Raw genomic sequence first — 24,463 nt, 5'->3', positions numbered from 1 at the left:
TAGCCGGCCGGTCACCCCGGCTGTCCCGGGTAGAGCGCCGAACGAGAAACAAATAGGGAACCTTTGCCGCTCCTGGCGCTCCAACCGAAAAGGTTGCAAGTACGTCGATCGGTGTTTCCCCTTCGGTCGGCGGCTCTCCAGAGCCATCAAGAGTGGACCACCCACCGATGGCTCTCTTTTTTTGCAACAAGATTTGGGATTGCTTCCGTCGGAAGGAATTGAGTGCCCCCCAGCGTCCCGATGGCCGGGGCCCCCGATTTCCTTCGTGCTTCCGCACGCCACGCGAGCGGAATGCCGACAACGGCGTCAAGCAGGCAGTCCACCAGCGTCGCCGCCCTGGGGCGATCTCGGTTTCGGAGAGTATCCAGAAGCTGGGGTGCCGACGCCGCAAATCCTTCTGAGCACCGACGCCAAAGCGCGGATACCGAAACGCTAGGTTGCGCGCTGCCCGAGGTTGAGGAAATGCTGCAGTGCACACCCCAAGATCAGCTTCTGTGCGGCATCACGGGCTCGGCATCCGGCGGTCTCGGCATCGCGATGGAGCTCTTCGCGAAACAGTTTCTGGCGCTGGGTCTCAACCCCGAGGCGATCCACCGCATTGCCAGCCCCGCGACCGCATGCCTGGACGTGATGCCGCACAACGGCGCTGTCATCACGGCGCTGGCCGTCGTCGGTCTGACGCACAAGCAGGCCTACAAGCCGATCTTCATGCTGGCCGTGGCGACCCCAATCCTCACCAATGCCCTTGCAATCGTCGCCGCGATGGCGATCGATTGAGCACACACATGACCATGACCCACGCATTCATCCGTGCCGCCATTCGGAGAGTAGCCAGAAGTTAGGGGTGCGCAGTGCAAAGGAGCCCTGCCTTGGATGTTGTCTGGGACTGCGCGTGGAGCACAACTCGCGTCTATTCAACTTTGCTACGGCGCGCACCCCTGACTTACGCAAATGCCGCGGCGCGTCATGCAGCAGACCGATCCATTGGAATCAGCCCGGTCGGTTGCTGCTGCGGATGCATTGCCACCGTCGCGGATGCCTTACTGGTCAACGCGGCTGCGCCGCCATTGCCGCCCTTTCGCGCTCGACCCGTTCGGTCGCATCCCTGGCCACAGCGACCGCTCCGAGCGCCAAGCCGGTGGCGTCACTCACCAAGGCAAAGCTCATCTCCAGGTAGAGCTTCTGGCCTGTCTTGTGCAACCCTCGAGTCATCATCGGACGCCCGCCCAGTCGGGTCTTGCCGTTCTCCATTGCGGCGTCGAAACCCCGCCAGTGCGCCTTGCGCAAATGCTCGGGGATCACCAGGTCCAGATGCTGCCCCAGCGCTTCGGAAGCGGTGTAGCCAAACATCGCCACTGCAGCGGCATTCCAGCGCTCAATCACGCCTGCTCTATTGGCGTAGATGACGGCTTCCGCCGCTTGCTCAAGGACCAGGACATCTATTGGATCGTGGGAAGGCATTTTCTTGTCCGCGTTTAGCGATTCGTCAACGCCCCGGATTGCGCAGTCCGTTCGACGTCTATAAGATATATTACAGATAATTCTTTCAAAGGAGAAGTCCCTTGCGCCCGTCTGACCTCTGCAGTGAACAGGAAATCTCGGCCATGGTGCGCAGCTTCTATGACGCGGTGCGCCAGGATGAACAACTCGGCCCAGTCTTCAACACCTTCGTCGGTGACTGGGAGTACCACTTGTTGAAGCTGACGGACTTCTGGTCGTCGATCCTCCTGGGCAGCGGCAGGTTTCGCGGAACGCCCATGCCCAAGCATGTGGCCTTGCCCAATCTGAATGCGCAGCTGTTCGAACGCTGGCTGGCCTTGTTTCGCGAAGCGACCGCCGCGCAGCCAAACCGCGCCATGGGCGAACAGGCGTATGAGACGGCGCAGCGAATCGCCGAAAGCCTCTGGTACGGTTACCAGATAAGCCGCCGTCCAGAGACCGTGCCCACCGAACTGCAGCATGGCTGAATCGCTCCACACTGCTGATGCGACACTTTTTATCCGCGGCGATGGCGCCGAGCTGAACGCGGAGCAACCATGCGGCTGACTGCAATGACCGATTACGCGTTGCGACTGCTGATGTATGTCGCGCAACGTCCGGATCGCCTGTGCACGATTGCCGAGATCGCCCAGGCCCATTGCATCTCGGAAGCTCATCTCATGAAAGTCACCCATCAGCTGGGCTTGCAAGGATGGATCGGGACCGTGCGCGGCAAAGGCGGCGGGCTTCGGCTCGCCCACCGCCCTGAAGACATCAACCTGGGCGCGCTGGTGCGCGTTGTCGAGGCGAACTTCCAGCTCGTCGATTGCTTTGGGACAGACAGCACCTGCGCGCTGACGGGTCGCTGCGGACTTGCGGGCATCCTTGACGATGCGCTTCAGCGATTTCTGGCGCATTTGGACGGCTTTACGCTGGCCGACGCCCTGCGGACGACCGGAACCGTCAGCGTCGGCGCGGTCCCGATGAAAGTGCATCGTCGGGCGCTGTCGTGAGGCGCTTCTGGCTCTGCTGGCGCGCAACTGCGTAGCGGCAGTCAGCGGAAACCGCGGCGGGCTTTCATTCGGCGCAGCGGCCGCATCGGGCGACGCGCGCCACGCTACGCGGGATCTGGCGCCAGCGCAACGAACATGAGCCGTCGCAGCGCTGGCTCAGGAAGCAGCTGGTCGAGCTTGCAGCCAGAGCTTGGAGGGAGATCCTGCGCCGCCGCCTGGCTTGCGTGCGATCAGCCGCGCGTCGTGTCCGCCACCAGCTTGAGGCCTGGCAGCAGTTCAGCGGCCAGTTCGGGACGCTCGAGCGCGTACTCAAGGTTCATGCGCGCGATCTCGACGTGCTCTTCGCCCAGAGCCTGTGCGCGCGAGCCCTGCCCTCGCTCGATGGCCTGAACGAGCGCATGGTGCGTGCGCTGGGCCTGGCGCATCCACTCGTGACCTTCCTCCTTCATCGATGACTGCATCGGAAGCATGGCGCTGGGAGAGGCGAACGGCTGGCGGTCGAGCATCTCCATGATGCGCTGGAGGGCGACATTGCCGCAGCCTTGCATGACCAGTTGGTGGAAGCGGTCGTTCACCTCGACGTAGGCCGCGTAATCGTCCAGGTCCATGGTGGGCTTGTTGACCGTCTTGTCACCCTCTTCGAGGCAGCTATGGAGGTCGCGCAGCAACTGCCGCGACGCGCCCTCTTCCGCCAGCAGCCGGGCCGCGAAGCCTTCGACCAAACCCCGCACGCGAATCGCGTCGGCAATCTCCCGCGACGTGATGCGACGCATCTGGTAGCCCCCGCCCGGCGACTGTTCGATCAGCCCCTCGTGTTCCAGGCTGGCCAGCGCCAGCCGCACCGGAGTGCGCGATGCGCCGAGTTTGTCAGCGAGCGGTATCTCCGCCAGCCGCTCGCCCGGCACGAATTCGCCCTTGAGGATCAGGTCGCGGAGTTGCACGAGTACACGGGATTGTTGCGAGTCCATACAGGATCGGTGGAAGCGAGGAGAGCCTCGATTGTATGCAACAAGGACTTCCTGCACACAAGATTCGCTGCATCACTTCTTATTGCATGCAATGACGATGTGAATTTGCGATCAAGACAGCGAAATGCATCGTTTTTATAGGTGTTTACCCGCGTCTTTTGCAGATGAACGGGCGTCTTCTGTTGACGATCGCTGCGTCGTTTTCAATAATGCATACCATTGCATGCAATCACAAACCCAACTGCCCCTCAAGAAGGACTCCCCATGATCAGCGCCGAACAAAACGACTTCCTCTGCCGTGTTGAGCCCGGCACCCCTGCCGGAAAGCTGCTTCGCCGTTATTGGCAACCCATCGCCCTCAGTGTCGACCTGGAGGGCCCGCGCCCGGTGCGGCCGGTCCAGCTCATGGGCCAGCATTTCGTGCTGTTCCGCGATGAGAGCGGCAAGCTGGGCCTGCTCGACCGCGACTGCCCGCACCGCGGCGCCGACCTGGCCTTCGGCCGCCTCGAGCATGGCGGCCTGCGCTGCGCCTTCCACGGCTGGCTGTTCGACGCCAAGGGCAGCTGCCTCGAGACCCCCGCGGAGCCGGCGCAAAGCAAGCTGTGCAGCCGGATCCGGCAAGGTGCCTATCCGGTCGTCGAACGCGCCGGCACCGTGTTCGCCTACATCGGCGAAGGCGAGCCGCCGGCCTTCCCGGACTTCGACTGCTTCGTCGCCCCCGAGTCGCACACCTTCGCCTTCAAGGGCTTGTTCGAATGCAACTGGTTGCAGGCGCTCGAGGTCGGCCTCGACCCGGCCCATGCGTCCTACCTGCATCGGTTCTTCGAGGACGAGGACACATCGGCCAGCTACGGCAAGCAGTTCCGCGGCGCCTCAGCCGATTCCGACATGCCGATCACCAAGGTGCTGCGCGAATACGACCGCCCCGAGATCAGCGTCGAGCCGACCGAGTACGGCATGCGTCTGACCGCACTGCGCAAGCTCTCCGACACCAGCACGCACGTGCGCGTGACCAACATGGTGTTCCCGCAGGCCTTCGTGATCCCGATGAGCGCCGAGATGACGATCTCGCAATGGCACGTGCCGGTGGACGACACGCACTGCTATTGGTACGCCATCTTCACCAGCTTCACCGGCCCGGTGGACAAGCAGCAGATGCGCGAACAGCGCCTCAAGCTCTACGAACTTCCCGACTACACCTCGCGCAAGAACAAGAGCAACAACTACGGGTTCAGCGTCGACGAGCAGTTGACCGAAACCTACACCGGCATGGGCGAGGACATCAACGTCCACGACCAGTGGGCCATCGAGTCACAAGGGCCGATCCAGGACCGCACGCGCGAACACCTCGGCAGCACCGACAAGGGAATCATCGCCTACCGCCGGATGCTGGTGAAGGCGATCGAAAGCACGCGGGCCGGCGAAAGCGCGCCGATGCTGATCGACGACGCACAGGCCCGCACGCTCACCGGGCCGCCATCGATCGACGGCATCGGCGCCACGGCCGATACCGATGGCTACTGGCAGAGCGCCGATCGCGAACGCCGCCTGAAATCCGACTGGGCCTCTGCCCGGCTGGCGGCTTGAGGACGGACGCCATGACCTCATTCGTCGAACGCTACGGTCTCTGGTCCGATGACCAATTGGCGCAGGCCTGCGAACTGGTTCGCCGCATCGATGCCGGCGGCATCGACGTCGTGCGCTTCGCCTGGCCCGACCAGCACGGCCTGCTGCGCGGAAAGACCCTGGTGGCGAGCGAAGCGCGCGCCGCGCTGTGGGACGGCGTCAACCTGACGTCCACCTTGCTGGCCAAGGACACCTCTCACAAGACGGTGTTTCCGGTGTTCGAACGTGGTGGCGGGTTCGCCATCGAGGGCTTCCAGGGCGGCGCCGATTTCACTGTCGTGGCCGATCCCGCGACCTTCAAGGTGCTGCCCTGGTCGCCGCGCACGGGCTGGGTACTGTGCGATGCGTACATGTCTGATGGCAAGCCCTGCCCCTATGCCACGCGCCAGATCCTGCAACGCGCGGTCGGCCAGCTGGGTGAACTGGGCCTGGACTTCATCGCCGGGCTCGAAGTCGAGTTCCACGTGTTCAAGCTCGAGGACGAGCGCATGGCCCTTGCCGATTCGGGCCAGCCGGGCGAGCCGCCGCGTGTGTCGCTGCTGTCGCATGGGCACCAGTACCTGACCGAATTGCGCTATGACCGCGTCGAAGCGGTGATGGAGCTGATCCGCTCGAACCTCATCGCGCTCGAACTGCCATTGCGGTCGCTCGAGGTCGAATACGGCCCCAGCCAGTTTGAATTGACTTTCGGGCCGACGGCCGGCGTGCTGCCCGCCGACACGATGGTGGTGCTGCGCAGCGCCATCAAGCAGATCTGCCAGCGCGCCGGCTACCACGCGACCTTCATGTGCCGGCCGCGCATCCCGAACGTGATGTCGAGTGGCTGGCATCTGCACCAGTCGCTGCGTCGCCGCAGCGACGGCATCAACGCCTTCATGCCCGACGTTGCCGGCCAGGACCTGAGCGCCATCGGGATGCACTACCTCGGCGGCTTGAAGGAGCACGCGTGCGGCGCGGCAGCACTCGCCAGCCCGACCATCAACGGCTACCGGCGCTACCGACCTTTCTCGCTCGCGCCGGATCGCGCGATCTGGGCGCGCGACAACCGCGGCGCCATGTTGCGGGTGCTGGGTGGCGTGGGCCAGAACGCGACGCGCATCGAGAACCGCGTCGGCGAGCCGACCGCCAATCCCTACCTGTACCTTGCGTCGCAGCTCTATGCGGGCCTTGACGGCATGCGCTGTAGGACGGACCCGGGGCCGTCGGCCGATGCGCCCTACGAGACACCGGCTGAAAACCTGCCGCGCTCGCTCGGCGACGCACTCGAATGCCTGCGCCGCGACGAGATGCTCAACGAGCAGATCGGAAAGACCTTCGTCGACTACCTCTGCCAGATGAAGGAAGCAGAGATCGCACGTTTCAACCTCGAAGTCAGCGAGTGGGAACACCGCGAGTACTTCGACATGTTCTGAGGTGCGCCATGCCCACGATCAACTACATCCTGAAGGACGGCAGCCGCCGCAGCGTCGACGCCCGGCTCGGCACCAGCGTCATGGAGAACGCGGTGCGCGGCAACGTCCGCGGCATCGATGCCGAATGCGGCGGCTCGTGCTCCTGCGCGACCTGCCATGTGTATGTCGACGACGCCTTCTTCGAGCGCCTGCCACCACCAGACGAGATGGAGAACGAATTGCTGGACGGCGTCGCGTCCGAGCGTCTGCCAGGCAGCCGCCTGAGCTGCCAGCTCACGGTGACCGCCGACCTCGACGGCCTGGTGGTGCACGTGCCAGAGGCGCAAAGCGTATGACGAACGCCAATCCGCTGGTGATCGCCGGCGCCTCTTATGCCGGCGTCCAGCTCGCCGCCACCGCACGCGAACTCGGCTTTGCCGAACGCATCATCCTCATCGGCGATGAAGCCCACCTGCCCTACCAGCGTCCGCCGCTCTCCAAGGGCGTGCTGACCGGCAAGACGACGCTGGATCAACTGCCATTGCGAGGCGCCGGGTTCTATGAGGAGAACGGGATCGAATTGATGCTCGGGCGCCGGGCCAACGCATTGGACCTCCATGCCCGTCGTGTTGCACTCGACGATGGCAGCACGCTGGACTACGGCTGGTTCGCGCTGGCCGTAGGTGCCCGCTGCCGGCCCGTCACGTTGCCCGGCGTGGACCTCGAAGGCGTGTTCAATCTGCGCACGCTCGACGATGCGCTGAACGTCGCCCAGGCCGCGGACCGGTGCCAACGCGCCTGCATCATCGGCGGCGGATTCATCGGCCTCGAAGTCGCCTCGGCGCTACGTGCGCGGGGCATCGCGGTCACTGTCATCGAAGCGCAACGGCGCTTGCTGATGCGCGCCTTCCCGTTGCGCATGTCCGACTACATCGAAGGCGCGCACCGCTCGCGTGGCACCGAGGTCCTGACGGGCCGCGGCGTGCGCGCGCTGCATGGCTTGCAGGGCCGCGTCGCGGCAGTGGAACTGGACGACGGCGCCCGCGTCGACTGCGACCTGGTCGTCTTCGGCATTGGCGTACTGCCCAACGTGGAACTTGCGCGGGACGCCGGGCTGACCGTCGACAACGGCATCGTCGTCGACATGCTGGGCCGAAGCTCTGCGCCGCAAGTGCTGGCGGTGGGCGATGTCGCCAACATGGCAAGGCCACCAGCACCCGGGGAGCCGGCACGAGCGCGCCTTGAATCCATCCAGGCCGCCAATGACGGTGCCAAGGCAGCTGCATCGCTGCTGATCGGACACGAGCAGCCGTGCACCGCGGTGCCCTGGTTCTGGAGCGACCAGTTCAACCTCAAGTTCCAGATGGCCGGGCTGCCGCAGCCGGGCGATCACGCGGTGCTGCGCGGCGACATGGCGGGCGACCGCTTCAGCTGCTTCTATCTGCGCGACGGCGTGCTTGTGGCTGCGCACTCGGTCAACAAGCCGTCCGATCACATCCAGAGTCGCAAGCTCATCGGTGCCGGTGTGCGCCTGAGCGCAGACCAGCTCGCCGACGAATCCTTCGACCTCCGGAAAGTGGCAATTACAGCCCTTGATCCCGCGGCCGCGTAAATCCGCTGCCCTCTTCGAACCCTTTGACCGAGCCTGCCGGCCGTCCGGCTTCCCCCTTTGGAGCATCCACGATGATCACCACGAAACGAGGGCTTGCCGCCCACACACTGACCTGCCTGGTCGCATTGGCCGCCACAAGCGCCGCGACCGCTGCACAAGCCGCCGACGAGCCGTTGCGCATCGGCCTGATCGCGACCTATTCTGGCCCCTACGCCGACTACGGTCGTCAGTTCGACGCCGGCGTCGCGCTCTACCTGCAGGAGCACGGCGGCAAGATCGCCGGGCGGACGGTAGAGGTCATCAAGAAAGACACCGGCGGCCCCGCACCCGACCTGGCCAAGCGCATGGCGCAGGAGCTCGTGGTGCGCGACAAGGTCGGCATCCTCACCGGCGTGGACTTCAGTCCCAACGCCTACGCGGTCAGCGCGATTGCGACGCAAGCGAAGGTTCCGACGCTGGTCATGAACGCCGCTTCGTCGGGCATCACCACCAGCTCGCCCTACATCGCACGCCTCTCGTTCACGGTGCAGCAGGTGACCGAACCGATGGCCCGCTGGATGTTGAAGCAGAACATCAACGATGCCTACACGGTCGTTGCCGACTACGCCGCCGGCGTCGATGCCGAGACCGCCTTCAAGAAGGCCTTCACCGCCGGCGGAGGCAAGGTTTCCGGCTCTGTTCGCACACCCATGAGCAACCCGGACTTCTCGGCCTACGTGCAGCGCATCAAGGACGCGAAGCCGCAGTCGGTGTTCTTCTTCTTTCCCTCCGGCGTCATGCCGCCTGCCTTTCTCAAGGTCTGGAAGGAGCGCGGCATGGACGAAGCCGGCATCAAGCTGTTCGCCACCGGCGACGCCACCGACGACAGCTATCTCGAAGCCACTGGCGACGTCGCGCTGGGGCTGATCACCAGCCACCACTATTCGTATGCGCATCCATCGCCGAAGAACCAGAAGTTCGTGAAGGATTTTGCGGCCAAGTTCGGCCCGACGCTGCGACCGAGCTACTTCGCCGTCACAGCCTACGACGCCATGCAAGCCATTGATCTGGCGCTTGCAAAGACCCAGGGCGACGTGTCGGGCGACAAGGTCATGACCGCGCTCAAGGGCCTCAGCTTCGAGAGCCCGCGCGGGCCGGTCGAGATCGATCCCGTCACGCGCGACATCGTGCAGACGGTCTACATCCGCAAGGCCGAACGGGCCAAGGGACAGATCGTGAACGTCGAGTTCGACAAGTTTGAACGCGTCAAGGACCCGGCCAAGGAAGCCAACTGATGCGAGCGTTGCGCGCCAATCAATGAACCGGGCCTGCACATGCAAGTCATCCTCTTCGACGGAGTGGCCTACGGCATGCTCCTCTTTCTGATCGGGGTCGGCCTGTCGATCACGATGGGTCTCATGAACTTCGTCAACCTCGCGCATGGAAGCTTCGCGATGGTCGGGGGCTACGCCGCGAGCTGGCTGATGAATCACTTCGGCATCGGCTTCCTCCCGTCGCTGGCAGCGGCTTTCGTCTCGGCGGCATTGGTCGGCGGCGTGTTGGAGTTCTTCTTCTACCGGCGGCTGTATCGCGCGCATGCGCTCGACCAGGTCCTGCTGTCGATCGGCATCGTGTTCGTCTCGGTGGCGGTCTTCACGTACTTCTTCGGCCCGACCATCCAGCCGTTCCAACTGCCTGCGTGGCTGGAGGGGCGCATCTCGCTGCTGGGCCTTGAAGTCGGCCGGTATCGCCTCTTCCTGATCGGCTGCGGCGTTGCCGTACTGGCCTGCCTTCTGCTGGTGCTCGGCAAGACCCGCTACGGCGCGATGGTGCGCGCAGCCGTCGACAACCAGCGCGTGGCAGGCGGCACCGGCATCCATGTGCAACGTCTCTTCTTCCTGACCTTCTCGCTGGGCTGCGGCCTCGCCGGCCTGGGCGGTGCGCTGAGCCTGGGCATGCTGGGACTCGAGCCGTCCTTTCCGCTCAAGTACCTCGTGTACTTCCTCATCGTCGTGTGCACCGGCGGGGCCGGAACCATTGCCGGGCCCTTCATCGCGGCGCTGCTGATCGGCGTCATCGACGTGGCCGGCAAGTACTACCTGCCGGAGGCCGGCGCCTTCCTCATCTATGTCGCCATGATCGCCCTGCTGCTGGTGCGGCCGAACGGGATCATTCCACGCAAGGGGCTCGCATGAAACCCGTTCCCATCACGCCGGCCCGCCTTCGCGCGGCCGAAATCGCCTTCTGGCTGGCCCTGGGCGCCACCTACTTCCTGCTGCCCGACAAGCTCACGCTGATGAGCCAGATCATGATCTTCGGGCTGTTTGCCGTGTCGCTCGACATGGCGCTCGGCTACGCCGGCATCATCACGGTGGGCCATGCGGCCTTCTTCGGCACCGGCGCCTATGTCGCCGGGCTGCTCGGCAAGCACGGATGGACCGAGCCTTTCAGCGGACTGCTGCTCGCACTGATCGTCTGCGCGGCACTTGGCTATGTGCTGAGCTACCTGATCGTTCGGGGCGCGGACCTCACGCGGCTGATGATCACCCTGGGCGTCTGCGTGCTGCTGGCTGAACTTTCCAACCGGCTCGCATCGATCACTGGTGGTTCGGATGGCCTGCAAGGCGTGGCGATCGCGCCGGTGCTCGGCCTGTTCGACTTCGACCTGTTCGGCCGGACGGCCTTTGCCTACACCTATGGTGTGGTGCTGGTGCTGTTCCTCGCGGTGCGGTTGGCGTTGCGCTCGCCGTTCGGGCTCACGCTGCGCGGCATTCACGACAGCCGCAAGCGCATGCTGGCGATCGGCTCGCCGGTCGATGCACGACTGCGTCTGGCGTATGCGCTGTCGGCCGGCGTGGCAGGCGTGGCAGGCGCCCTGCTCGCGCAGACCACGCAGTTCGTCGGCATCGAGTCGATCGGCTTCAACCGGTCAGCCGAGGTAATGATCATCCTCGTGCTCGGCGGCACCGGCCGGCTCTATGGCGGCCTGATTGGCGCGATTGTCTACATGCTCGTGCACGACTGGTTTGCCGACCTCAATCCGGAGTTCTGGATGTTCTGGCTCGGCACTTTCCTGATCGGCGCCGTCATGCTGGGACGGGGCGGGGTCATGGGTGCGCTGTCGCGGCTCGTCAAGGTCGGGAAGCCGTCATGACGAACACCCTTCGCACCCATGGGTTGGGCATCTCCTTCGGCGCCTTCCGCGCGGTCAACGATGTCAACCTGACGCTGGAGCCCGGCGCACGCCAGGCCTTGATCGGCCCCAACGGCGCCGGCAAGACCACGTTGATCAACCTGCTGACCGGCGTGTTCATGCCGACCCGCGGCACCATCCACATGGGCGACCGCGAACTCACGTCGCTGTCGGCCCACAAGCGCGCCCGCATGGGCCTGGCGCGCACCTTCCAGATCAATACGCTGTTCCCGAGCCTGACGCCCCTGCTGTCCGTCGTGCTGGCGATCAGCGAACGCGAAGGGCTTGGCGCGGTCTGGTGGCGACCGCTGACGCGCAACAAGGCGCTCTTCGACGAAGCGCACACCCTGCTCGGCCGCCTCAAGCTGGACGCGCTGGCGGACGTGCCGGTGGCCGAACTCGCCTACGGCAAGCAGCGCCTGCTGGAGATCGCGCTGGCGATGGCCGCGCGCCCACGCATCCTGCTGCTCGACGAACCGGCCGCCGGCGTGCCCGAGGACGAGAGCGGCGAGTTGTTCGAAGCCATCGCCGAACTCCCGCAGGACATCAGCATCCTCTTCATCGAGCACGACATGAAACTCGTCTTCCGTTTCTCCAAACGCATCTCGGTACTGGTGGCCGGCCAGATCCTGACCGAGGGAACCCCCGCCGAGATCGGCGTCGACCCGCGCGTGCGCGAGGTGTACCTGGGCCATGCAGGAGCAAGCCATGTCTGAGATGCTCGTGTTCGACCAGGTCATCGCGGGCTATGGCAATGCCGTGGTGCTCGACCGCCTGGGCTTTTCGTTGAAGCAGGGCCAGAGCCTTGCCGTCCTTGGCCGCAACGGCGTCGGCAAGACCACGCTGCTCGAAACGCTGATGGGCAACACGCGCGTGATGCGCGGCGCCATCCGCTGGTGCGGCGAGGACATCACCCGCTGGCCGGCCCATTGGCGCGTGCGCGCGGGACTGGGATGGGTGCCGCAGGAACGCGAAGTCTTTCCATCGCTGACCGTCGCGGAAAACCTCACGGTGGTCGCGCGACCGGGTCGGTGGAACCTCCAGCGCGTCTACGAATTCTTTCCGAGGCTGAAGGAACGGCGGGGCAACTTCGGCAACCAGTTGTCCGGCGGCGAACAGCAGATGCTCGCGATTGGCCGTGCCTTGATGACCAACCCGAAGTTGCTGCTGCTCGACGAGCCGATGGAAGGCCTGGCGCCGATCATCGTCGAGGAACTCGCCGTGTCGATCCGGCGGCTTTGCGAGCGCGAAGGGCTGCCATCGATCGTGGTCGAGCAGCACCCGGTACTGGCCCTCGAGATGACCCACCAGGCCATCGTGCTGGAACGCGGCACGGTGGTGCACGCAGGCTCCAGCCATGCGCTCGCCAACGACGCGGCGCTGCTCGACAAATTGCTTGGCGTCGGCATCGCGGTGTCGGCATGAACGGGCTCAACTCGTCTGCGCCGCGGACCGATGCACCCGCAACATTCAAGCCGATCGCGGTGTTCCAGCACACGGAGGTCGGTGCCCCCGGCGCGGTGATCGACGTGCTGGAGGCGCTCGGCCGCGAGGCACGCGTGGTCCGCGTCGTCGACGGCCAGGAGGTGCCTTCCGATGCGTCGGCGTTTGGCGGGCTCGTGTTCATGGGCGGCTCCATGAGCGCGCACGATTCGTGGCCGTGGATCGCGCAGGAACTGGCGCTGATCCGGGATGCCGACCGCCACGGCATCCCGGTCGCCGGCCATTGCCTGGGCAGTCAGCTGCTCGCCCTTGCGCTGGGCGGCGAAGTCCGCCGGCACAGCCAGCCGGAAATCGGCTGGTGCGGGATCACCACCGAAACGTCGCAGACGGCCGATGAATGGTGGGGCGCCCATGCGGGGCAGGATTTGCAAACCTTCCAGTGGCATGCGGACACCTTCGAGCCGCCCGCCGGCGCCGTTCGTCTGGCCCACGGCGCGCATTGCCGCAACCAGGCCTTCGTCGTCAGGGACCTGCATCTGCTGGTGCAGTCTCATCTCGAAATGACGCCGGCGCTGGTGCATCTTTCCGTCGAGCGAAACGGCCACCAACTGGCCCGCGAGAACGCATTGGCGAACCCGGCTGCGAGCCGCTACGAGGACGTTCTGCTGGACCTCTCCCGTCGCACGCAAAGCATGCACCTCCCGCTGCTGCGGCTGTACACCCGCTGGACCTCTCGTTGCCGCTGACGCAGCGAACCGTGAAGGAATCACGCCGTCCAGCGCTTCGACCAGGCGTGGTCGAATGGCGGAATCGGCGGCCGTCGGGATATTGCGTTCGTCGATGAGGTCTATGGGCGAGGGTCAGGACCAAGCAACGCCGAAAAGCGGAAAAAACGCAGTGGAACGTCTTGTCATTGTCCGTTTTGCTCGGGATATGCGGCCAGTGGCATTTCGGCGACACTTGGCAACCGAGCCTTTTTGCATGCTGTCATGGCCGACCGATCGCATTTTTCGGAGCACGCCGACAAGCCAGTTTCAAGATCTTGGCGATCCTGGCTCCTGCGCGTGGTGTTCTGGTTCACAGGGCTCGCCTTGGCCGGGGCGCTGGGCTTGTCATTCGTCGTCTTGACTGCACTCGTGGTCGCATATCCGAACCTGCCGAACATATCCGATCTTCAGGACTATCGACCGAAACTGCCGCTGCGGGTATTTTCCTCAGAAGGCATTCTGATTGGCGAATTTGGCGAAGAGCGCCGCGAATTCACGCCGATCTCGACAATTCCCAAGCTGATGAAGGACGCCGTGCTGGCCGCCGAGGACGCGCGCTTTTATGACCACAATGGGGTCGACTTCAAAAGCATGGTGCGCGCCGGCTACGCAAATCTGAACCGAGTAAAGAGCCAAGGCGCCTCGACCATCACGATGCAGGTGGCACGCAACGCGTATTTGACTTCGGAGAAAACGGTTACCCGCAAGGTCTACGAGGTCCTGCTCACATTCAAGCTGGAGCAACTCCTCTCCAAGGATCAGATCTTCGAGATCTATCTGAATCAAGTCTTCCTGGGCAAGCGGGCGTACGGCTTCGCCGCGGCCTCGGAGGCCTATTTCGGTAGGCCGCTCAAGGACATCTCGATCGCACAAGCCGCGATGCTGGCTGGTTTGCCCAAAGCGCCCGGTGCCAACAACCCGGTCAACAATTCCGCACGGGCAAGAGAACGCCAGCTGTATGTGATCGACCGAATGCAGGAGAACGGTTTCATCACGCCTGAGCAGGCGGCGCAGGCCAGGCAAGAGGAGCTTCGTCTGCGCGACCCTCCAGGCCCCGCCCGGCTGCACGCCGAATACGTAGCCGAAGCTGTGCGCCAGCTGATCTACGCGCAGTATGGCGACGCCACCTACGCCCGCGGACTCAAGGTCTACACCTCGATCTCTGCGGTCGACCAATCGGCCGCCTACAAGGCATTGCGCGACGGAATCATGGGTTACGAGCGAAGCCAGACCTACCGTGGACCTGAAGGATTCGTGGCGCTGCCTGACGATCCGAAAGAACGCGCGGACGCGATCGACGACGCGCTTGCAGAGCACCCCGACTACGGTGACCTGATTGCTGCGGTAGTGCTCGCAGCCAGTGCCAAAGAGGTCACGGCCGTCCGTGCGAACGGCGAGACCTTGCACGTCATCGGAGACGGGCTGCGGACTGTCCAGTCGGGATTGGCGGACAAGGCTCCGCGCGACATCAAGATCCGTCGTGGGGCGATAGTCCGCCTTGCGAAGACGCCGAAAGACTTGTGGGGAATTGCCCAGCTACCCGAGGTCGAGGGAGCGTTCGTCGCGATGGATCCGCGTGACGGCGCCATCAAGGCGATGGTGGGCGGCTTCGATTTCAACAAGAACAAGTTCAATCATGTCACGCAGGCGTGGCGTCAGCCAGGCTCGAGTTTCAAGCCGTTCATTTATTCAGCAGCCCTGGAAAAGGGATTCACGCCAGCCTCCGTGGTCAATGATGCCCCGCTCTACTTCGATGCAGCCACGACAGGCGGGCAACCATGGGCGCCGAAGAACTACGGAGGCACCTTTTCCGGACCGGTACCGCTTCGCACGGCGCTCATGAAGTCCATCAACATGGTCACGCTTCGCGTCGCTCAATCGATCGGTATCCGCTATGCGCAGGACTGGATCACGAATTTCGGCTTCGACCGCGAGAAGCATCCGGCCTATCTGCCCATGGCGATAGGCGCCGGTGCGGTCACGCCAATGCAAATGGCAACGGCCTACTCGGTGTTTGCCAATGGCGGCTATCGCGTCAACCCTTACCTGATCACGCGCATCACGGACCACAAGGACAAGATATTGGTCGAGCCGCAGCCACGACCGCTCAGCGAAACGATGCGCGCCATTCCGGAGCGCAATGCCTTCATCATGGACACGCTGCTGCAAAGCGTGGTCAGGGGCGGTACCGGCGCGAAGGCGTATCAGGCGTTCAAGCGCGACGACATCTACGGCAAGACGGGAACCACCAACGACTCGATCGATACCTGGTTCGCAGGCTTCCAACCGACGATGACCGCGATCGCATGGATGGGGTACGACGCGCCTCGAAGTCTGGGAGACAAAGAGACGGGTAGCAGCCTGAGCCTGCCGATCTGGATCAGCTACATGGAGACCGCGATCAAGGGTGTGCCCGTGGCTGAGCTTCAGGCGCCCGACCGGGTGGTCCATGTCGGCGGCGAGTGGTACTACGATGACTACGCGCCGGGCACCGGGCTCGGCTACCCCGGGGGGATGTCCGCACCCACGCCAGCCGAGGCGGCCCCGACAACCAGGCCTGAGTCGTTTTCGGACGAACGCAGCCGGATTCTTGACATGTTCCGCAACTAAAAACAGGGAGGGCTTGGGCCGGCTCGCCTCGGGCGATGACGTCCAGCGTGCGCACCACGTCTTCTGCCTTGAGGCTTTGACCCACATCGATGGCCAGGCATTCGCGAGCGAACAGATCGACTACGGTCAACATGCGCAGCCTCCTTCCGTCGGACAGGTTGTCTGCGACAAAGTCCATGCTCCAGATTTATCTTTCCCCCGGCGCGGACAACGCGAGGACTTATCGGCCGAACTCGACACCATCCTCATCGAGCCGGATGCTGGCACGGTAGCGCTCACGTGGCGATTGACGTATCCGCTCAGGTGTCCGCCGCCTGCCAAAACATGTTCACCTGCGCAAAGCATAGGCGGCCAAGGAAGCTTCGATGGAGGTTTGCTCGCGGGCATTGAAAGCTGGCGCCGCACGCAGGAAGTTGAGCGTGCGAACTGTTCGCTCTTGCTCGACGACCGGCACGTTGAGCGCGACGTGCAATCCCATCGACTCGAGAAGCTCGAAATCGAAAAACGCCGTCCTGAACGAAGCCTGATCGCGAGACGAATGCGCGCTGCCCGAGGATCACATCACGCCGTTGAAGGAGATGCGTCCAGTGGCTTGGGGCAGCAACCCGGTGATCGCATTGAAGAGGGTCGTCTTGCCGGCGCCGTTGGGGCCGATCAGACCGGTCGTCTTTCCTCGTGCGACGGCGAAGCTGGCGCCATCGAGTGCATGCAGCCCGCCGAAAGGTGGCACGCACGTCCGAGACTTCGAGCAGCGTGTCCATGTCAGCCTGCCAGTGCGGCACTGGTGCGCGCTGCCATCTCGTTCTTGAAGAAGCGGCCTTCCTTCATGATCGCCGCAAGACCTTCGCCTTGGCCGGTCAGCACGCCAACGTCCTTCAGCGGATTGCCCTTGACGACCAGCCAGTCGGCGATCGCGCCTGGCTTCACGACACCGAGCCGGCCGGCGTGCTGGACGATCTCGGCGGAGACGGTCGTGGCACTGCGCAGTGCCTCCAGGTTGCCGACGATCTCCGCTCGAACACGGAGCTCTTCGCTCTGGTGGCGATGCGATTCCCCGAGCAGGTCGCTGCCGTAGCCCATCTTCACGCCAACACGATGCAGCATGGCAATGGCTTCGCGCCCGACGAGGCGAACGTCATCGACCTTTGCGACGGATTCCGGCGGCAGGCCCAGCTGCACACCCTCGAGGGACAGCATGTCGAAGGTGATCAACGTCGGCACCACGAACACGCCCGAGTCCTTGAGCAACCGGGCTGTCGGCTCATCCACCAGGTTCCCGTGCTCGATGGTACGGACGCCCGCCTCGACCGCGCGGCGAATCGCCCGTGGCGCGTAGGCGTGGGCCATCAAGTAGGTCTGCCAGGCCTCGGCTTCCGCGACGATCGCCCTGAGTTCGTCCATGGAGTACCCGGTGTTGCCGATCGGATCGTTTGGCGAGGTGACACCGCCACTCGCCATCACCTTGATCTGCGTCGCTCCCTGGGTCAGCTCATCGCGAGCGGCACGCCTGACCTCGTCAACGCCATCCACGACCCGACCGATGTTGCCAATGCGAAACGAACAGCTGCAAGCCTCGAGCTGGTCGCTACGCGGATCTGGTGAAGCGACTGCTCGCGGGCTAGGGATCAGCCGGAATCAGCCGGGCGGGCCAGCCGACCCGACTCAGTCGAGTTTGGCGACGTAGAGCCTCACGCCCAGTTGGAGCTGGAAGCGGCCCTCGACCGTGTCCAGCGCCAGTCCTGTCACCTCCGCAAGCTTCGCGAGCCGATAGCGCAGCGTGCTGATGTGAATGTCAATCCGCTGCGAAGCGCGCTGGAGATTGAAGCCTTCGTCCGCCAGCGCGATGGCCGTCTCGATCAGGTGCTCTCCACGCTTGTCGCTACCGATGGCGCCGAACAGGCGATCCAGGAAAATCTTTTGCGCCGCCGGATCACCGGCAAGCACCCGGGGAAACACGGCCTCGCTGAAATGGTGAATTCTTCCTGGACGCACATGCTCCATCAGATCGGCCACTTCCCGTCCTGCGAGCTTCATGCCCTCGACGCCCTTGTGCACTTCGCTCACGCCCATGGCTGCCCGGCCTGCCGCCAACTCGGCCCAAAGCCATTCCACAGGGACGCTGCCAGGGACCAAGGAGTGGACCTGGTTGGCAGACATACTGATCAACGCGGGCGTACCCTTCAGCTTCATTGCCCGGCGCACCTTGTTTGCGATGACCTCACGCCGGGCAAAGCCTTCGCTCGATAGTGGATTGGGCTCGTCCATGAGTACGGCCGCCAGGCGGTACTGGGCGTTTTCATCCCAGCCCGCAAGGCGAGCGCGCTCGAGACTCCCGGGTTTCTCGTCGAAACGACCCTCGATCAGGGATGCCACGAGCGCGTACCCCAGGCGAGCCTCTTGCGCGGCCATCTGGCGCTGATGCGAGATCTGCAACGCCGCGACGGTTCCCGCGTGTTCTACAGCGCGAAGGTCGATCTCGTTGAGCGGGGGGGCGCCCTCCGCAACCAGCACATAGCCCAGCCGCTCGGTGCGGCTGCGTATGGCACAGCCGACGATGCTTTGCGCCTTGGTGGCCAGTCGCGACGGACGCGGCTGCCAGCGGATCGCACGCGTTTGCGCATCCATCGCCTTGAGCCCGCCCACTGCTTCGAGCGCTACGAGAGCGCCCGACAAAAAGGATGGGCTGGCCAGGCCAATTTCAGGCACAACAAAATCGGCCAGCCTGACCCCTTCAGTCGAATAGATCTGCACGCAGCGCGACAGGACACCGCCCAGGACGACCGCGACGTCCTGCAGGCCATCACCGGCCACCGCTGCTTCCGTGAGCTGCCGGTGGATCTGCTCGGAGCGCGCCAGGGCCCGCCCCTGGCTGTCGATGATCTCCCGGTGTGCGACCTGCGTGATCGCCCTGAAGGGGATCTCCCAAGGCACCTCGATCAGAGCCAGCCCGCAGCGCTCGGCCGCTTCGATGCTTTCTTGCGGGAAGTGCTCGACGTAGTGGGGAACTGCCAATACAACGCCCGCCGCGCCTTTGGCAGCAAGCTTTTCAACGAGATGCGCGGCGGTGGCGCCGGTCTTTGGCCAGTTGAAGCCGGTGCTCAGCAGCAGGTGGCCACGCTCGACCCAGGCCTCGATGTCCGGGTGATCAACAACCTGTACCCATGTGACTTCCCGATCGAGATGGGTGGCGCCCGCGACAACCCTTGCGGAATCGAGCGGTACGAGCGCGAGCGCCTCGTTGAGCGTCATTCAAAAGCTATTCATAGGGTAGATACGAAAATGATGCCATCAAGTCCTGCGTAACGTACATATACCAGGCAGCCGGTGCGTCCTAAATTAGCGCCCATGCCTGCAACCCACAGCCAAGAACTGGCGGCCATCGTCGCGCCTCCAACTGCCTTCACGGCGCAGAGAGCACGCTGCAATACACGACCGACTATCGCGGCGTGTATCGCGGGCGTGCGATGGCCGTCGTGCGGCCTGCGACCAACGCCGAAGTCAGCGGTGTGGTGGCCTACTGCCACACGCACGACTTGCCGATGGTTCCCTAGGGCGGCAACACTTCTCTGCTGGGCGGCGCCGTCCCGTGTGATGCTGGCGACGCGATCGTGCTGAGCCTCACGCGCTTGAACCGAGTGCGCTCGATGGACGCCGTCAATGACACCATGATCGTGGAAGCCGGTGACACCTTGCTGCAAGCGCGCGAGCAGGCTCGAGCCGAAGGCCGGGTCTTCCCGCTGCAGATCGGATCGCAGGGTAGCTGCCAGATTGGCGGGAACCCGTCGACAAATGCCGGCGGCACCACGGTCGTGCGCTACGGCAACATGCGCGACCTGGTGCTGGGCGTGGAAGTGGTGCTTCCCGACGGCGACGTGTGGGACGGACTGCGGGCGCTGCGCAAGGACAACACGGGATACGACCTCAAGCACCTCTTCATCGGCGGCGAAGGCACGCTCGGAATCGTCACCGCGGCTGTTCTGAAGCTCTTTCCAAAGCCACGTTCCGTCACCACCGCTTTCCTGGGCTTCAGGTCCCCCGACTCGGCACTCGCATTCTTCACGTTGCTTCGCCAGCGTGTCGGCCAGGACGTTGCCGCCTTCGAACTGATTTCTTCGACAGCGCTGGATCTCGTACTCGCGCACCTCGCCACTGCGCGCTCCCCGTTGTCTTTGCGTGCGCCCTGGTACGTCCTGGTCGAACTGGCATCGAGCCGGACCCCGGAGGACCTGGAGAACGACTTCCATGAAGTGATGCAGGAAGGCCTGGAGGACGGGTCGATTCTCGATGCGGCTGTCGCTGCAGCCGAGGCCCACGCAATGGCGTTCTGGCGCATACGCGAAGAAATCTCTGACGCGCAGACACGCGCTGGTGGCAGCGTGCGGTGCGACATCTCCGTCCCGCTGTCGAAGATTCCCGCATTCATCGAGGAGGCTTGCGCGAGTGTGCTCAAGATCGCGCCCGACTCCCGCATGGTCATCTACGGACATGTAGGCGATGGCAATGTGCACTTCAACCCCTTGCGCCCGGTGTTCGAGTCGGCAGCCGACTATCTCCAGCGAACAAGTACGGCCATCACGACTTCCGTCGATGCGATCGCGATGGCCATGAACGGCTCGATCTCGGCAGAGCATGGTGTTGGTGTCGCGAAGCGAGATGAGCTCCTGCACGTGAAATCGCGCGTCGAACTCGAAATGGCCTGGCGCCTGAAGCAAGCATTCGATCCCAAGAATCTCATGAATCCCGGCAAGTTTCTCCCGCGCCTGGAATGCGTCGAGGCGCTGAAATCATGACGTCCTCAAAATCCATCGACTCGTCAGCCTTCGAGCGGCTCGAGCTACGAATCGGCCGCATCGTCGACGCCCAGCTGAATGCCAAGGCGCGCGCGCCAGCCTTCAAGTTGCGCATCTCCTTCGGTGACCTCGGCGAGCGCACATCGAGCGGCCAGTACACCGACTTTTATACCGCGGAGCTGATCGGTCGCGACGTCGTCTGTGCAATGAATCTCGGCTCGATCCGCATCGGAGGCTTCGAATCGCAGGTTCTGGTGCTGGGCGCACGCAGTGACTCCGGTGTACCGGTGCTGTTGATCCCGGAGCAAGGCGTTTCACCCGGCTGCGAAATCTTCTAACTCAAAGGATCTTCCATGAGCATTCCAAATACCGTCGCCGAACTGACCGAGATCGATCGCTGTCATTGGCTGCATCCTGTCGTGGCCCTACAGCAGCATGAAAGACGCGGCGCGACCATCTGGGATTCCGCCGATGGCATCCACCTGACCGACGTCAACGGCCATCGTGTCCAGGACGCGTTCTCCGGCCTGTGGTGCGTGAACGTGGGCTATGGGCAGCAGTCGGTCATCGAAGCAGCCCAGGCCCAGATGCGCAAGCTCCCCTACGCCACTGGCTACTTCCACTTCGCGAGCGAGCCTGCGATTCGTCTGGCCGGTCGACTGGTATCACACGCGCCGAAGGGCCTGACGCGGGTGCTGTTTGGGCAGGGCGGCTCGGACGCAGTCGACACGGCGATCCGCTGCGTGCGCTACTTCTTCAACGCGACCGGCCGGCCCGACAAGAAACACTTCATCGGCCTGCAACGCGGCTACCACGGGAGCTCGGCAGCCGGCAGCGGCTTGACAGCGCTGCCCCTGTTCCACCGCTACTTCGACGTCCCGAGCCCGCAACAACACCACATCCCCTCGCCCAATCCGTACCGCCATGCGGACGGGCCGGACGACGCGGCCGTGCTCGCCAGCACGGTTCGGGCCCTGGAAAGCAAGGTCGCGGAACTGGGAGCCGACAACGTCGCCGCGTTCATCTGCGAACCGATCCAGGGCTCGGGCGGCGTGATCATCCCGCCCAAGGGCTTCCTGGCCGCGATGCGAAAGACATGTGACACGCTGGGCATCCTTCTGATCGTCGACGAGGTCATCACCGGCTTCGGGCGAACCGGTCCCATGTTCGCGTGCGCCGCCGAGGGCGTGAGGCCTGACGTACTGACGCTGGCCAAGGGCTTGACGGCAGGCTACGCCCCCATGAGTGCGACGCTGATCTCCGAAGAGCTGTACCAGGGCATTGCCGAAGGTGGCTGTGACGGCACGGCATTCGGTCATGGTCAGACTTACGGGGGGCACCCGGTCAGCGCCGCCATCGCAAATGCCGTTCTGGACCTCTACACGGACGGTGGCCTGCTGACGAACGGCGAGCGAGTTGGCCAGCACTTCGAAGCGAAGCTGAAAGAACTCGAAGAACTTCCATGTGTTGGCGAAGTCCGTATCCGCGGCATGCTGGCCGCAGTCGAACTCGTGGCCGACAAGAAGACCAAGGCCAAGCCCGACGCCACCCTTCGCATGGGCCAACGCGTTCTGGAACACGCTTTCGAAAACGGGCTCGTGTTTCGCGCCTTCAACGACGACATCCTGGGCTTCGCGCCTTCTCTCAATTACACGGAGGCAGACATCGACGTTCTGGTCGATCGCGTACGCGCCTCCATCTCTCACGTTTTTTCCTGATCACACAACGAGGACAACCATGAGACTCTCTGACTTCAAAGTACTGACATTCGACTGCTACGGCACCCTGATTGATTGGGAAACCGGCATCTACAACGCACTTGAGCCGTTGCGCACCAAAGGCGCCGCCGGCAAGACCCGCGACGAAGTGCTTGAAAACTATGCCCAGCACGAAGCGGCGCAGGAAGCCGAGACACCTGCGATGGTGTATTCGCAGCTTCTCTCCATGGTCTACAAGCGCCTGGCCACGGAATGGGATGTCGATGTGACCGATGAGGAAGCCAACGTCTTCGGCGCTTCCGTGCCGGACTGGCCCGAGTTCGCCGACAGCGTCGAAGCGCTCAAGTACCTGAAGCAGCACTACAAGCTGGTGATCCTGTCGAATGTCGATCGCCTCTCGTTCCGCTCGAGCAATGCCCGGCTGCAGGTCGTGTTCGACGCAATCTACACCGCCCAGGACATCGGCTCGTACAAGCCAAGCCCGCGCAATTTCGAGTACATGCTCAAGCGCCTGGAAGCGGATTTCGGTCTGACCAGGAAGGACATCCTGCACACCGCGCAGAGCCTCTTTCACGACCACGCGCCTGCGAACGAATTTGGCCTCGCCTCGGCGTGGATCGATCGCCGTCACGCCAACAAGGGTTGGGGGGCCACCATGCCTCCTCCCGGCACGCCAAAGCTCGACTTCACCTTCGATAGCATGATCGCCATGGCCAGAGCCCATCAGGCCGAAGCCGCCGCCTGAGGGATCGCAACGCCATGCAAATGCAACTCAGGGACCCCGCGCTCTTGCGTCAGAGCGCGTACTTCGCCGGTCAGTGGCGCGATGCGCGTTCGGGAGCGACGCTGGAAGTCGTGAATCCTGCCACCGGCGAGCGCATTGGCACCGTCCCTCTTGCGACGGTGTTGACACCCGCGAGGCCATCGAGGCCGCGGCCGCAGCACTCCCTGCGTGGCGATTCCTGACAGCACAGGACCGGGCCTCGTTGCTGATGAAATGGCATGACCTGATGCTCGAGCATGCCGATGACCTCGCGTTGCTCATGACCCTTGAGCAGGGCAAGCCGTAGAGCGAGTCCAGGGGCGAAATCCTGTACGGAGCATCTTTCGTTCAGTGGTTTGCGGCAGAGGGAGTGCGTTCATACGGCGAAACGATTCCGGCGCCGCAGGCGAATAGACGGATATTCGTTCGCAAGATGCCCGTGGGCGTGTGTGCCGCTATCACGCCTTGGAATTTTCCGAACGCGATGATCACGCGCAAGCTGGCGCCCGCGCTGGCTGCCGGTTGCACGGTCGTCGTGAAGCCCTCCGACCTGACGCCCTACTCCGCGCTGGCGCTGGCCGAGCTCGGCGAACGCGCAGGATTTCCCAAAGGCGTCCTGAACATCGTGACAGGCGCACCCGAAGGCATCGGTGCGGAGCTCAGCGGCAACCCGATCGTCCGCAAGCTGACCTTCACGGGTTCAACGGCGGTGGGCAAGAAGCTGTTGCGTCAATGTGCGGATACCGTCAAGCGTGTCAGCCTTGAACTCGGCGGCAACGCGCCCGTCATCATTTTCGATGATGCGAACCTTGACACCGCAATTGCAGGCGTGATGGCAAGCAAGTTCCGCAGCAGCGGCCAGACTTGCGTGTGTGCCAATCGCATCTACGTTCAGGCGGGAATTTACGATCGGTTCGCTGACCCCCGATGGCCACTCAAACTGCTCCACCTGGCCACCGGTGTTTGAGGCGCTGATTTCGGCGTCGTCGTAGATCGGAGCCTGGCCGGCAGGACGTTTACTTGCTCTCTCGATTCCCGAGGGAGCCCACAGGTTGAACGTCTTGAAGCCACATCTACAAACCACCATCTGGACCCTGTTGCGCAATGGCGC

The 24,463-nt window shown here is 63.8% G+C and carries 23 protein-coding genes and 3 pseudogenes; 19 read left to right on the top strand and 7 right to left on the bottom strand.

Annotated features, from left to right (window positions below; genetic code table 11):
* Positions 1 to 291 precede the first annotated feature (291 nt).
* Positions 292 to 777 (top strand): hypothetical protein, encoded by a 486-nt coding sequence (locus WKW80_RS10665; protein ID WP_340363547.1) that lies wholly within the window; start codon positions 292 to 294, stop codon positions 775 to 777.
* 270 nt (positions 778 to 1,047) lie between these two features.
* On the opposite strand, the gene WKW80_RS10660 is transcribed toward WKW80_RS10665, so the two are convergent.
* Entirely contained in the window at positions 1,048 to 1,461 is a 414-nt protein-coding gene (locus WKW80_RS10660; RefSeq protein ID WP_340363546.1) for a PAS domain-containing protein, read from the bottom strand.
* A 101-nt stretch (positions 1,462 to 1,562) separates the two neighbouring features.
* Here WKW80_RS10660 and WKW80_RS10655 point away from each other — a divergent pair, with 101 nt between their 5' ends.
* On the top strand, positions 1,563 to 1,967 hold the full coding sequence (locus WKW80_RS10655) for a group III truncated hemoglobin (RefSeq protein ID WP_340363545.1): 405 nt from the start codon (positions 1,563 to 1,565) through the stop codon (positions 1,965 to 1,967).
* A gap of 69 nt (positions 1,968 to 2,036) precedes the next feature.
* Complete coding sequence (locus tag WKW80_RS10650) at positions 2,037 to 2,492, top strand: RrF2 family transcriptional regulator (protein WP_340363544.1); 456 nt, start codon at positions 2,037 to 2,039, stop codon at positions 2,490 to 2,492.
* Between the two features lie 230 nt (positions 2,493 to 2,722).
* On the opposite strand, the gene WKW80_RS10645 is transcribed toward WKW80_RS10650, so the two are convergent.
* Positions 2,723 to 3,460, bottom strand: coding sequence for a GntR family transcriptional regulator (locus WKW80_RS10645; protein ID WP_340363543.1), 738 nt, complete (start codon positions 3,458 to 3,460; stop codon positions 2,723 to 2,725).
* A 264-nt stretch (positions 3,461 to 3,724) separates the two neighbouring features.
* Between WKW80_RS10645 and WKW80_RS10640 the strand changes: the two genes are divergently transcribed.
* The 11 genes from WKW80_RS10640 to WKW80_RS10590 all read left to right on the top strand — a co-directional run bounded on the left by WKW80_RS10640 (position 3,725) and on the right by WKW80_RS10590 (position 16,081).
* On the top strand, positions 3,725 to 5,047 hold the full coding sequence (locus tag WKW80_RS10640; protein ID WP_340363542.1) for a Rieske 2Fe-2S domain-containing protein: 1,323 nt from the start codon (positions 3,725 to 3,727) through the stop codon (positions 5,045 to 5,047).
* A gap of 11 nt (positions 5,048 to 5,058) precedes the next feature.
* Positions 5,059 to 6,498 carry a glutamine synthetase family protein gene (locus WKW80_RS10635; protein WP_340363541.1) on the top strand — a complete coding sequence of 480 codons (1,440 nt, stop codon included), beginning with the start codon at positions 5,059 to 5,061 and terminating at the stop codon, positions 6,496 to 6,498.
* Positions 6,499 to 6,506: 8 nt separating this feature from the next.
* Positions 6,507 to 6,833 carry a 2Fe-2S iron-sulfur cluster-binding protein gene (locus WKW80_RS10630; RefSeq protein WP_340363540.1) on the top strand — a complete coding sequence of 109 codons (327 nt, stop codon included), beginning with the start codon at positions 6,507 to 6,509 and terminating at the stop codon, positions 6,831 to 6,833.
* Positions 6,830 to 8,089: an NAD(P)/FAD-dependent oxidoreductase gene (locus tag WKW80_RS10625; protein ID WP_340363539.1), complete on the top strand. Its 1,260-nt coding sequence runs from the start codon at positions 6,830 to 6,832 to the stop codon at positions 8,087 to 8,089. Before WKW80_RS10630 ends, WKW80_RS10625 begins: the two co-directional genes overlap by 4 nt.
* Before the next feature lie 71 nt (positions 8,090 to 8,160).
* Complete coding sequence (locus tag WKW80_RS10620; RefSeq protein WP_340363538.1) at positions 8,161 to 9,363, top strand: ABC transporter substrate-binding protein; 1,203 nt, start codon at positions 8,161 to 8,163, stop codon at positions 9,361 to 9,363.
* A 39-nt stretch (positions 9,364 to 9,402) separates the two neighbouring features.
* Complete coding sequence (locus tag WKW80_RS10615; RefSeq protein ID WP_340363537.1) at positions 9,403 to 10,263, top strand: branched-chain amino acid ABC transporter permease; 861 nt, start codon at positions 9,403 to 9,405, stop codon at positions 10,261 to 10,263.
* A complete protein-coding gene (locus WKW80_RS10610; RefSeq protein ID WP_340363536.1) occupies positions 10,260 to 11,222 on the top strand; it encodes a branched-chain amino acid ABC transporter permease in 963 nt (320 codons plus the stop codon). The genes WKW80_RS10615 and WKW80_RS10610 overlap by 4 nt, the downstream gene beginning before the upstream one ends.
* Entirely contained in the window at positions 11,219 to 11,977 is a 759-nt protein-coding gene (locus WKW80_RS10605; protein WP_340363535.1) for an ABC transporter ATP-binding protein, read from the top strand. Before WKW80_RS10610 ends, WKW80_RS10605 begins: the two co-directional genes overlap by 4 nt.
* Entirely contained in the window at positions 11,970 to 12,686 is a 717-nt protein-coding gene (locus WKW80_RS10600) for an ABC transporter ATP-binding protein (protein WP_340363534.1), read from the top strand. The genes WKW80_RS10605 and WKW80_RS10600 overlap by 8 nt, the downstream gene beginning before the upstream one ends.
* The gene (locus WKW80_RS10595; RefSeq protein WP_340363533.1) at positions 12,683 to 13,450 is read left to right on the top strand and encodes a type 1 glutamine amidotransferase; all 768 of its coding nucleotides are present in this window, start codon (positions 12,683 to 12,685) and stop codon (positions 13,448 to 13,450) included. The genes WKW80_RS10600 and WKW80_RS10595 overlap by 4 nt, the downstream gene beginning before the upstream one ends.
* 243 nt (positions 13,451 to 13,693) lie before the next feature.
* Positions 13,694 to 16,081, top strand: coding sequence for a penicillin-binding protein 1A (locus WKW80_RS10590; protein WP_340363532.1), 2,388 nt, complete (start codon positions 13,694 to 13,696; stop codon positions 16,079 to 16,081).
* 19 nt (positions 16,082 to 16,100) lie between these two features.
* Here WKW80_RS10590 and WKW80_RS10585 read toward each other — a convergent pair.
* From WKW80_RS10585 to WKW80_RS10565, 5 genes and pseudogenes are all read right to left on the bottom strand, one after another.
* Positions 16,101 to 16,265, bottom strand: a pseudogene (locus WKW80_RS10585) (DDE-type integrase/transposase/recombinase); the annotation flags it as partial.
* Positions 16,266 to 16,409: 144 nt separating this feature from the next.
* The gene (locus WKW80_RS10580) at positions 16,410 to 16,553 is read right to left on the bottom strand and encodes a hypothetical protein (protein WP_340363531.1); all 144 of its coding nucleotides are present in this window, start codon (positions 16,551 to 16,553) and stop codon (positions 16,410 to 16,412) included.
* Positions 16,554 to 16,637: 84 nt separating this feature from the next.
* Complete coding sequence (locus WKW80_RS10575) at positions 16,638 to 16,811, bottom strand: ATP-binding cassette domain-containing protein (RefSeq protein WP_340363530.1); 174 nt, start codon at positions 16,809 to 16,811, stop codon at positions 16,638 to 16,640.
* Between the two features lie 32 nt (positions 16,812 to 16,843).
* Positions 16,844 to 17,713, bottom strand: a pseudogene (locus WKW80_RS10570) (metal-dependent hydrolase family protein); the annotation flags it as partial.
* Positions 17,714 to 17,743: 30 nt separating this feature from the next.
* Entirely contained in the window at positions 17,744 to 19,330 is a 1,587-nt protein-coding gene (locus tag WKW80_RS10565) for a PucR family transcriptional regulator (RefSeq protein ID WP_340363529.1), read from the bottom strand.
* 359 nt (positions 19,331 to 19,689) lie between these two features.
* Between WKW80_RS10565 and WKW80_RS10560 the strand changes: the two genes are divergently transcribed.
* The 5 genes and pseudogenes from WKW80_RS10560 to WKW80_RS10540 all read left to right on the top strand — a co-directional run.
* Entirely contained in the window at positions 19,690 to 20,871 is a 1,182-nt protein-coding gene (locus tag WKW80_RS10560) for an FAD-binding oxidoreductase (protein ID WP_340363528.1), read from the top strand.
* On the top strand, positions 20,868 to 21,209 hold the full coding sequence (locus tag WKW80_RS10555; RefSeq protein ID WP_340363527.1) for a tRNA-binding protein: 342 nt from the start codon (positions 20,868 to 20,870) through the stop codon (positions 21,207 to 21,209). Before WKW80_RS10560 ends, WKW80_RS10555 begins: the two co-directional genes overlap by 4 nt.
* 15 nt (positions 21,210 to 21,224) lie before the next feature.
* Positions 21,225 to 22,589: an aminotransferase class III-fold pyridoxal phosphate-dependent enzyme gene (locus WKW80_RS10550; protein ID WP_340363526.1), complete on the top strand. Its 1,365-nt coding sequence runs from the start codon at positions 21,225 to 21,227 to the stop codon at positions 22,587 to 22,589.
* A gap of 19 nt (positions 22,590 to 22,608) precedes the next feature.
* Positions 22,609 to 23,334 (top strand): haloacid dehalogenase type II, encoded by a 726-nt coding sequence (locus WKW80_RS10545; protein ID WP_340363525.1) that lies wholly within the window; start codon positions 22,609 to 22,611, stop codon positions 23,332 to 23,334.
* Positions 23,335 to 23,348: 14 nt separating this feature from the next.
* Positions 23,349 to 24,271: pseudogene (locus WKW80_RS10540) on the top strand (aldehyde dehydrogenase family protein); the annotation flags it as partial.
* Between the last annotated feature and the right edge of the window lie 192 nt (positions 24,272 to 24,463).

It is taken from the genome of Variovorax humicola (assembly GCF_037889915.1).
Lineage (GTDB): Bacteria > Pseudomonadota > Gammaproteobacteria > Burkholderiales > Burkholderiaceae_C > Variovorax > Variovorax humicola.
The sequence above is the reverse complement of the archived record's forward strand: the minus strand, read 5'-3'. Positions and strand labels throughout refer to the sequence as shown.

Coding starts and splice junctions, on each gene's coding strand:
- WKW80_RS10615 (WP_340363537.1), top strand. CDS start 9,403: ATGCAAGTCATCCTCTTCGACGGAGTGGCCTACGGCATGCTCCTCTTT.
- WKW80_RS10565 (WP_340363529.1), bottom strand. CDS start 19,330: ATGACGCTCAACGAGGCGCTCGCGCTCGTACCGCTCGATTCCGCAAGG.
- WKW80_RS10545 (WP_340363525.1), top strand. CDS start 22,609: ATGAGACTCTCTGACTTCAAAGTACTGACATTCGACTGCTACGGCACC.
- WKW80_RS10610 (WP_340363536.1), top strand. CDS start 10,260: ATGAAACCCGTTCCCATCACGCCGGCCCGCCTTCGCGCGGCCGAAATC.
- WKW80_RS10665 (WP_340363547.1), top strand. CDS start 292: ATGCCGACAACGGCGTCAAGCAGGCAGTCCACCAGCGTCGCCGCCCTG.
- WKW80_RS10550 (WP_340363526.1), top strand. CDS start 21,225: ATGAGCATTCCAAATACCGTCGCCGAACTGACCGAGATCGATCGCTGT.
- WKW80_RS10660 (WP_340363546.1), bottom strand. CDS start 1,461: ATGCCTTCCCACGATCCAATAGATGTCCTGGTCCTTGAGCAAGCGGCG.
- WKW80_RS10620 (WP_340363538.1), top strand. CDS start 8,161: ATGATCACCACGAAACGAGGGCTTGCCGCCCACACACTGACCTGCCTG.
- WKW80_RS10600 (WP_340363534.1), top strand. CDS start 11,970: ATGTCTGAGATGCTCGTGTTCGACCAGGTCATCGCGGGCTATGGCAAT.
- WKW80_RS10630 (WP_340363540.1), top strand. CDS start 6,507: ATGCCCACGATCAACTACATCCTGAAGGACGGCAGCCGCCGCAGCGTC.
- WKW80_RS10625 (WP_340363539.1), top strand. CDS start 6,830: ATGACGAACGCCAATCCGCTGGTGATCGCCGGCGCCTCTTATGCCGGC.
- WKW80_RS10645 (WP_340363543.1), bottom strand. CDS start 3,460: ATGGACTCGCAACAATCCCGTGTACTCGTGCAACTCCGCGACCTGATC.
- WKW80_RS10595 (WP_340363533.1), top strand. CDS start 12,683: ATGAACGGGCTCAACTCGTCTGCGCCGCGGACCGATGCACCCGCAACA.
- WKW80_RS10590 (WP_340363532.1), top strand. CDS start 13,694: ATGGCCGACCGATCGCATTTTTCGGAGCACGCCGACAAGCCAGTTTCA.
- WKW80_RS10640 (WP_340363542.1), top strand. CDS start 3,725: ATGATCAGCGCCGAACAAAACGACTTCCTCTGCCGTGTTGAGCCCGGC.
- WKW80_RS10635 (WP_340363541.1), top strand. CDS start 5,059: ATGACCTCATTCGTCGAACGCTACGGTCTCTGGTCCGATGACCAATTG.
- WKW80_RS10650 (WP_340363544.1), top strand. CDS start 2,037: ATGCGGCTGACTGCAATGACCGATTACGCGTTGCGACTGCTGATGTAT.
- WKW80_RS10605 (WP_340363535.1), top strand. CDS start 11,219: ATGACGAACACCCTTCGCACCCATGGGTTGGGCATCTCCTTCGGCGCC.
- WKW80_RS10555 (WP_340363527.1), top strand. CDS start 20,868: ATGACGTCCTCAAAATCCATCGACTCGTCAGCCTTCGAGCGGCTCGAG.